The 8,396-nt window shown below is 37.7% G+C and carries 4 protein-coding genes; all 4 read left to right on the forward strand.

Annotated elements, in window-relative coordinates; translation table 11 throughout:
- Window positions 1-178 precede the first annotated feature (178 nt).
- Window positions 179-2,515, forward strand: coding sequence for a MobP2 family relaxase (gene mobP2, locus QM460_RS10065; RefSeq protein WP_414290029.1), 2,337 nt, complete (start codon window positions 179-181; stop codon window positions 2,513-2,515).
- Window positions 2,516-2,632: 117 nt separating this feature from the next.
- Entirely contained in the window at window positions 2,633-2,893 is a 261-nt protein-coding gene (locus QM460_RS10070; RefSeq protein ID WP_050077964.1) for a hypothetical protein, read from the forward strand.
- A gap of 11 nt (window positions 2,894-2,904) precedes the next feature.
- Window positions 2,905-7,908 (forward strand): PBECR4 domain-containing protein, encoded by a 5,004-nt coding sequence (locus tag QM460_RS10075; protein WP_414290027.1) that lies wholly within the window; start codon window positions 2,905-2,907, stop codon window positions 7,906-7,908.
- Between the two features lie 160 nt (window positions 7,909-8,068).
- Window positions 8,069-8,396: toprim domain-containing protein (locus QM460_RS10080; RefSeq protein ID WP_414290028.1), on the forward strand; the 328-nt coding region annotated here is incomplete at its 3' end.

The raw sequence follows: 8,396 nt of genomic DNA on the forward strand, positions 1-8,396 counted from the left end.
TTTGATGTTCAAGATTTGGAATCTATTCATTCACGACTGGATCCTACACAGCATGAATTAATGGCAAGAATTAACGATGTCATTCAAGAAGATGTTGCACGTGGTCAAACAATCAAACATTCTCATTAATTGAAAGGAGACCTTACTCGTGAGTGAGTCTAGTCCAAGTATTACCTTCATGCTGCAATACACTGAAGCAAATAGTGGCTTTGTAGACTACACCAATAGAGACGAAGCTGTTGAGGTTGATAATGAATTAAATTTAGAAACACACAGACAAAATATTGAGTCTCTAACTGAAGATGAACTACAAAAAATTCAAGCTGAAGTTCCAGAAACAAAACTTAATTTTCAGGAATACATTGATTATATGAATCGCTCTTATGCTACTGAAAACCAAAATGAAGAGATGACAGCCATTTTTACAAAAGAGGCCAATTACTTGCAGCGTAGCAAAGTAACTGAATTGAAAAGTAAGTTAGAACAGGCTTATCAAAATGGCTCTCTTCTATGGCAGGGTGTTATCTCTTTTGATAATGATTTTTTGGCCAAAGAGGGATTATATGATCTGGAAACTGGAAAAGTCGATCAGCAAGCTATCAAGTCGGTCATACGTGAAGCATTGCCGAGGTTGATTGAAAAAGAAGGCTTATCTGATTCATCATTTTGGTGGGCTAACATTCACTTGAATACGGATAATATTCATGTGCATTTTGGTTTATCTGAAGTTGAATCTGCAAGAGAAAAAATTTTCTATCGACCTCGTGGACGAATGGAGTACAGAGGAAACTTTTCCCAGAAAACTATTGAGCGATTTAAAAGCGATGTTTTTCATGGCTTGTTGAATGAACAGACTAGGGGAATGATTGTTAGACGAGAACAAATTTTGGCCAATATCAGAAGTGAGTTGATCAATTCTGTATTTAGAGATCAGAAGGTTCGTTCTTCGGCTGAAAAAAATTTTTTGGAACAGGCTTACAACCATTTACCAATGGATAAAAAATGGCGCTATGGCTCAAATGCAAGAGATTTTGCAGTCAGTAAATTCTTCATTGATCGCTATCTGGATTCCTATTTAGAAAATGATGGGAAAGAGCTTTATCAAGAATTTCTGAAAGAAACGAAGGACTTCCTAGAAACCTATAGAGGAGCTTATTCGGCTGGAAAAAAATCAACCTACGAGAAGATTCGGAAACTTGATGATCGTATTGAGAAAACACAACAGGAGGCTGCAGGCTATCATCTGCAGCAATTAATAGCGAACCGAGAGAAGGAGTTGAGAGAACGATTAGCAAATAAAATCTTGCACCTATTTCGTGAGAATGCTCCTGAAATAGCTGATGTTCGACTGGAAAAAAATTTGGCCAATTTCTCAGTAAAGAATCAACAAATGATTTTAGAACAGGATCCCAATGCAAGTGTTATCAAAACACTAGATGCCTGGAAAAAACTGGGTTATGAGTTGAAAGATGGGGCAAAACCTATTGAAATTACAAAACCAGTCTATGCTGCTTATGATAAACACGGAACAGGTTTGGGACGTCCTGAATATGTTACGGAATTAGTTTATGATGTGAGTCAGCTGAAAGAAGACTTACTGGAGAAGCAACTTACTTTAAGAGACTTGTCGCTATTTTCTTCAGCTGATTTGAAAGAACTTGTAGAAGCAGCTAAAAAGAAAAGTGATCGATCATTAAAAGAGCGCCAGGAGTTAGGAACATTTCGCTATGCTTTAAAATTGAGTTTATTGGAGGAAAAACAGAGTAGTTTATTAGTTCGTAAAACTCTTTTTGATCAAATCCAACCACTTGAATCGGATAAGCCATTTGTTGAATTAAAAAAGAAGGAGATTCTTCAAAGACTGCAGCTGACTGAATTGCAGCTGACTCCAAATTATAAACTGAGTGAAGCAGATCAATCTCTGAGAAGTTCTCTTGCTAACCAGTTTGAAGATAGTGTTTCATTTTCAGTAGAGAAAGCTGATTCATTAACAATTCAAGCTCCTATTAAACGTTTAAAGGAGGAATTAGCTACAATTCAACCTCTTCAAGATGAAGGAGTTTTGACCATTCTAAAGGGCTATCCTGTTACGAAAGATAGCTACGTAGAAGAGTTACAGACACATATCTCTATTTTTCAGTTGAAACATCAGATTTACAGTCGAAACAAGGAAATTTCACAAACGACTGATCAAGGAACTGTTCAAAAATTAAAACAGGAGAATGCGAAAGGATTTTATGAGCTCAAATCACTCTATCAGAAATTGTTGCCAGAGGAGGAAAGTAATCAGAAAAGTCAGTTAGCTCAAGCTGTTTCACAGAAAATGCAAGAAAGAAAGGTCCTGCAAAGAAAAAATATCCAACAATCTCAAGGTAAAGCAATCATCAATACAGATTTCATGAGAAATCTGACCAATTCTCTTCAAAGGGCTCAACGTGCAAATAAAAAAGCCCTTATGGAACGTGAGAGAAGCGATGAGAGACAAGAACTTGAAGAAAAAGGGCAAAGTATATAAGAGTCATTGTAAAAGCAATGACTTTTTTGTTGAAAAATGGAAATCTATTGTCCCTTTAAATGGGATTTTTTGGTTATTGAATAGAATAGAAGGATAAAAAGAGAAAGGAGAAGAAAAATGAAGCTATTATTTCCAGATGTCGCAGTTGAAGACTTTGATTTCTCAGCCGAATGGTTAATTACGGCAATGAATGCCGATACCAAGCAAGTGCATTTTGAGGGTCAAGGAAGAAATTCTGATTTAGAAATGGTTCTAGATTTTAAGGAAAATTCTGAGCTATTTGAATCTTTTTCAGTAGGGGAATTGGTTCACTTAGATCCAGAATCATTTCTACAAGCAGAGAATGAGCCGTACAAACCACAGTATGAAGGATTTTAAGGAGATTTTATATGACAGAACAAGAATCAAGACGTGGTAAAAGTCGTAGAGAACGTGTTGAATTCGCACGTTCTAGAGATATTTTGGATGTTGCAAATGAGCTTCAGATGGAGCTGGTTCGCTCCGGACGAGACTATCGATGGAAAGAACATGATAGCCTAGTTATTTCACCTGATAAAAATTTATGGAAATGGTTCTCTAGAAATACAGGTGGAGATGCGATTTCTTTGGTTGAGACGATAAAGGAAGTAAGTTTTAACCAATCTGTAGATTTTTTAAATGATGGAAACTTTAAAGAGTTTCAAATGGTTGAAAGGCCTCAAGAAGATTTTAAATACTATCTTGAGAAATACGAGCAGCCGTTTTCAGCTGGAAGAGATTATCTACGGAATCAACGTGGGCTGTCAGACGAAACGATTGATTATTTTTTGGAACAGGGTGTTTTAGCCCAAGCTAACGCCAAACTTGACTACTTTGCGGAAGGCAATGATGGAGTTACAACAAATGCGATTGAGCCAGTTATTGTCTTCAAGTCCCTTTCTTCTTCAGGTGAAGTTGTTGGAGCCTCTTTACAAGGAATACAGGAGAATTGGGAGAAGTGGCCAAAACATGGATATGCTAAAGTGATTATGAAAAACTCCGATCCTATGACAGGTATTCATGTTGATATTGGCAGTCCAAAACGATTGATTTTCACTGAGAGTCCAATTGATTTAATGTCCTACTATGAATTGCACAAAGATAGTCTTCAGGACGTCAGATTAGTCTCTATGGATGGTTTGAAAGAATCGACTATAGGCCGTCATCTATCTCAAATTCAAGCTGAAATATCAGGAAAACCGCTAAGATGGACACCTGAACAATTAGCGGACGGGCTTCAAGTAGCTATTGATCATCACTTTTTTGAAGATGGGAAAAATGCGGATTTGATTACTCTAGCTTTAGATAATGATGAAGCAGGTAGAACATTCATTCAAGAATTAGAGGCAAAAGGAGCTGTTATCAATTCAGATCTACCAGAACTAAGACCAGGACAAGATAAAACGGACTGGAATGATGTTCTAAAGAATCAACAGGAAGAAAAGCCTGACAACAGTCGTCTTGCACAGGCACGTCGAAAATTGGAACGACTAAGGGGTGAACAAGACGAGGCTATTTCAAGAGCTTATTCCCACCAAGCGCTAACAAATGGGCAACCCATGAATGATAAGCGAGGAGGTGCTAGCTTTAAACGTAAGCAAGAACAAATAGAAGATCAAGTCTTCTCAAAGATGGATGAGATTAGGCAACAGGAAGAGCGAGTAGAGCGCCTGGAGCACCAACAACATTTGAAAGAAATGGGGTTGAATCGTCAGGGAAGTGGTCTGGAGATGAGTGTTCAAAATATACCTAGAATCCGTGAAGAGTTAGAAAAAGCTAAACGTGGGGAGTCGTTCTTTACCAAAGCTACTCTCAAACGCTATCAAGAAGAGTTGACTAGACTTGAGGCCATATCTGAACAAATGGGTAAAACGAGCATTCAACCAGCAACTCAAGCCTTAATTGATGAAGGGCTAGTGAACCAGTGGCAAAAACAATCAAATACGTATTTTGTAAAAGGGTTACGAAGAGTTGCCCTGGAGTTGACTGAAGAAGGAGAGTTTCAATTATCTTCACAAATCAAGTATCATCCGAAAACAGACGAGGAAAGACTGAAGGTGGATGAATTACTTGCCAAACAAGCGCAAGGAAATATTGGAGTAAAACCAATGATACAGGAAGAGCAAGGTTCAGTGCCTCCAGAGTTATTTGTAGCCTTTGATTTTACAGAAAATCCAAATCTATCTCAGAAATTCTCATCAGGAGATGTGATTCCATATAAGGATTTTATAGCTCAATTGTATGAAGAGAATAATTTGAGAATGCTTAGCCTGGGATATGATAAAACTTATTTTGCATTGCAAGATGAAAAGGGGAGTCGTCTGACAGATGATTTTCGATATGATATTGGTAGTGAAGACAGTGACCTTTCAACGCAATTGGGAGAAACTCTTCCAACTCCTTATTTAGAACAGGCACAAAAAGCAGATCATGATTATCAATCACAGATTTCAGCTGAGGAGAATGTTCAAACAGAGTCAGTTGAATCAGAAGAAAAAGCTCCTGAGAGTTCTCAGGAGCAAATGAATGATAGGACCAGTGGTGGCACGGGTTCTTTACAGCCTAAAGCTGAAGGCAGTACCTCACCTGTACTTGAAACAAGTACCTTTGAGCAAACTGTTACCAGTCACCCGACATCATCCTATCCGTACCTTCATTTTAGCACAAATTATGATAAAGTGCAACGGCGAGTGGGGAATTATCACCCAATTACACCTGCCGATTTAAGACGTTTGAACCAATATGCGCCCTCCATTCAAAGTACAGCGTCCTGGTATTTAAGTGAAATGGCTGGCAGTAAAATAAGTTTTGTTTATGCGGATCATGGAGAAGAGAATGTTCTTCAAGTAACTTTCCAAAAAGAAAACTTTATCCATCTTTCAGGGATTAGACCTTTTGAAGAAGGAAAAGGTGCTGCTGATTTCTTAGAAGATTTTGCGGCTGGTCGAGGTCATTATGACGGTATGTTGATTAGTAATTCAATTAAGGATAAATTGCAGGTTCTTCCAATGCTTCAGGATATTTTAGAGCCACAATCCTTTGTTCTGGATGATTTGAGCAGTGTTGAAAAGCTTCACAATCTCAATATGAGTGAAGCTATTAAAGCAAAAGATGAAGATTTCTTACTACTGTTTAAAGATATCGGAGATGAAAAAATTCCAGCCTCTCTTATGAAACTCAAAGGAGAGCTTGCAACTAGTGTTAAATTGTTGGATGAAAAGATCATTCTCGGTGTCTATAGAGAAAGAGATGGTCACATTGAGCAACTGTCAATTAATGAGGAATATGTTAAAGACAATGGTGCAGAAATGCTATCAGTTTTGAAGAATAAGCAGTTTGAAGAAGTTTCTAAAGAAATTGAACCACCAGCTCCAGAGAACACTCTGAATAAAACCTCACTTGATTCAGCTACCTTTACTCAGGTGTTAGATACTGTCTATAATTTAGGTGTGCCAGATGATATCTCAAAAACGCCAGAAGAATTTCATCAAGCCTGGAATCAATATCTTGACTATGCGAAACAGTACAATGATAAATTTGATCAGATTGTTGCTGCAGCTGAGAAAGATCATCTCCTAGATACAAATTCAGATTTTTATAAAGAATGGCAACAAGACCATATTTATAAGGAAAACTACCATGTACGTCTCCAATGGTCTGAGGATCGCCCAGGTGGGCCGAAATTGCCCTTTAAAGAGACCGAGCTGATATCTTATCAAGATTTCGCTAGGGAGCTATATAAGGCCAATCAGGACTTTTATCCAATTCATCAAGAAGGAATGAAACAAGTAACTGCAGGCAATACTGAAGTCTATATCCCTCCTACCAAAATTAAGTTTGATATCTATGCTCCAGGTGGTGAAATGATTAAGGAGGGAATTCGTTATGATATTGGAGATGAGACTACACCAATTTCACAAATGCTAGGGTTAGGATATCGTCGACTCAACGGTCAATCTGAACTAGCATCAATGGATGAAGAAATTCTTTCTCAGCTGGAAAATAGAGTGGTGAATAAGGAAATTTCTCAGGAAGCAAATGAATCGTCTCGATTGATAGAAGAAGGAGAAGGTCAAACTCCTGATACAAGAAAAACGGTAGCTTTTCAATCTTCTAAGCAAGAAACTAAAACTAATTTGCTTCAGCGTGTAGAGGAGATTCTGAAAGAGGAATCTATTTCGGATTTGGAAACCCCTGAAGTAAACTCAAGTAGTATTGATTATGCTGCTTTAACGCCTCATGAATTGAGTGAAGTTGCTTTTCAAAAAGTGAGAGAGTACACAGAAACACCAGAACGGTTAGAAGAGTATCTGAATTTTATGAGTAAGTTTCCAGAACTCTCACCTAGAAATATCGCTTTGATTCAGGAACAGTGGCCAGGAGCGAATGCAGTCGCAACCTATAATCAATGGCAATCGATGGGGGAAGTTCTTGGGATTACTTCAGATCAGGTATTTGAAACTAGAAATACCTATACCAATAAAAAAACAGGTCGAACAAGAGAAGTTGTTCATAACAATCTTTCGGTTAAGACAGGAGAAAAATCACATATTACCTTGTTTAGACCTATGATGGTTGAAATGATTCCTGTATTGGATGAAAATGGGAATCAGGTGAAAAATGGAAAAGGAAATCCAAAATATAAAAGACTTTCTGAAGCGACACCTGAAGAAAAGGCTTTGAAGAAGGAAGGAAAATTGAAATCTCGCTTCTTCCATGAAAGAGATTCAAATACAGGCTTAGCTAAATTCGCTACGTATAAGGTATTTGAGTTGTCTCAAACAACCTTGAAGCCTGAATTTTATCCAAAAGCGATGCCAAATCGTCATTATGATTTTAATATGGATCATGTTCGTACTAAAGAAGTGCTAGAAGGACTTTCCGATTATGCAAATAGTATCGGTGTAACCATTTATCAAGACGATGCAAAAGAGTTGAGGAGTGCGAAGGGAGCTTTTTATCCAGATGAACAAAAAATACTTTTGAATCCAGATAATACTCCTGGAGAAGTCGTTGCAACCACCATTCACGAGTTAGCGCATGCTAGTCTGCATAATCCTAAATTTGCTAACTCGTATAAGGAGGATGTCTCAAAAGATCGTAGAGAACTTGAAGCTGAGATGACAAGTTATCTCGTTTCTAAGCATTTTGGGTTAGATACCTCTGAGAAAGCCATTCGCTATATGGCAATTTGGACTGATAATTTGACCTCTCTTGACGATCAACAACTAGCGCAATCTATGAAACGGATTCATGGAACAGTATCTAAGATTGTAAAAAGTGTTGAACAACATACAAAGCCTTACCAGTTAAACAGACAGGTGGTTCAAAATCAAAATTTTATCCAAAGCCCAAAGAAGGGGCTTAAAGTCTAGAAAGAGTGCTCTTTAAGAGCCTCTTTTTGTGTATAAAGTTATATAACTTTATGTGCTGTTTTTTGATATCAACTCACTCTATCCCTTGTCGATGTCCCTTTACAAAAGATTTTTTAATTATAGCTTACAATGACAGAAAATGAAGTAGAAGGAGAATGATATGGTTATAGTTATTCTGGCTGAAAAAGAGAAACAGGCAGAAGCTTATGCTACAGCTTTGGGACAATTCAGTAAAAAGAAAGGTGTCTATGTTATCAGGCAATCACTCTATTTTCCAGCTGAAGTACATGTGGTGGCTGCTGAAGGGCACCTATTTGAATACAGCGAACCAGACAACTGGTCACTTGATAAATTACCTCTTACAAATGTTTCATTTAAGCAACATCTGAAAGAGGACAAGGGTTCTAGAGAAAAATTTAAGAGAATCTATGATGAAGTGGTAGCAGCGGATCAAGTGATTATTGGGACGGATGCTGATAGAGAAGGAG

Source organism: Streptococcus infantis (assembly GCF_047464415.1).
GTDB classification, from domain to species: domain Bacteria; phylum Bacillota; class Bacilli; order Lactobacillales; family Streptococcaceae; genus Streptococcus; species Streptococcus infantis_AE.

Coding starts and splice junctions, on each gene's coding strand:
- mobP2 (WP_414290029.1), top strand. CDS start 179: ATGCTGCAATACACTGAAGCAAATAGTGGCTTTGTAGACTACACCAAT.
- QM460_RS10070 (WP_050077964.1), top strand. CDS start 2,633: ATGAAGCTATTATTTCCAGATGTCGCAGTTGAAGACTTTGATTTCTCA.
- QM460_RS10075 (WP_414290027.1), top strand. CDS start 2,905: ATGACAGAACAAGAATCAAGACGTGGTAAAAGTCGTAGAGAACGTGTT.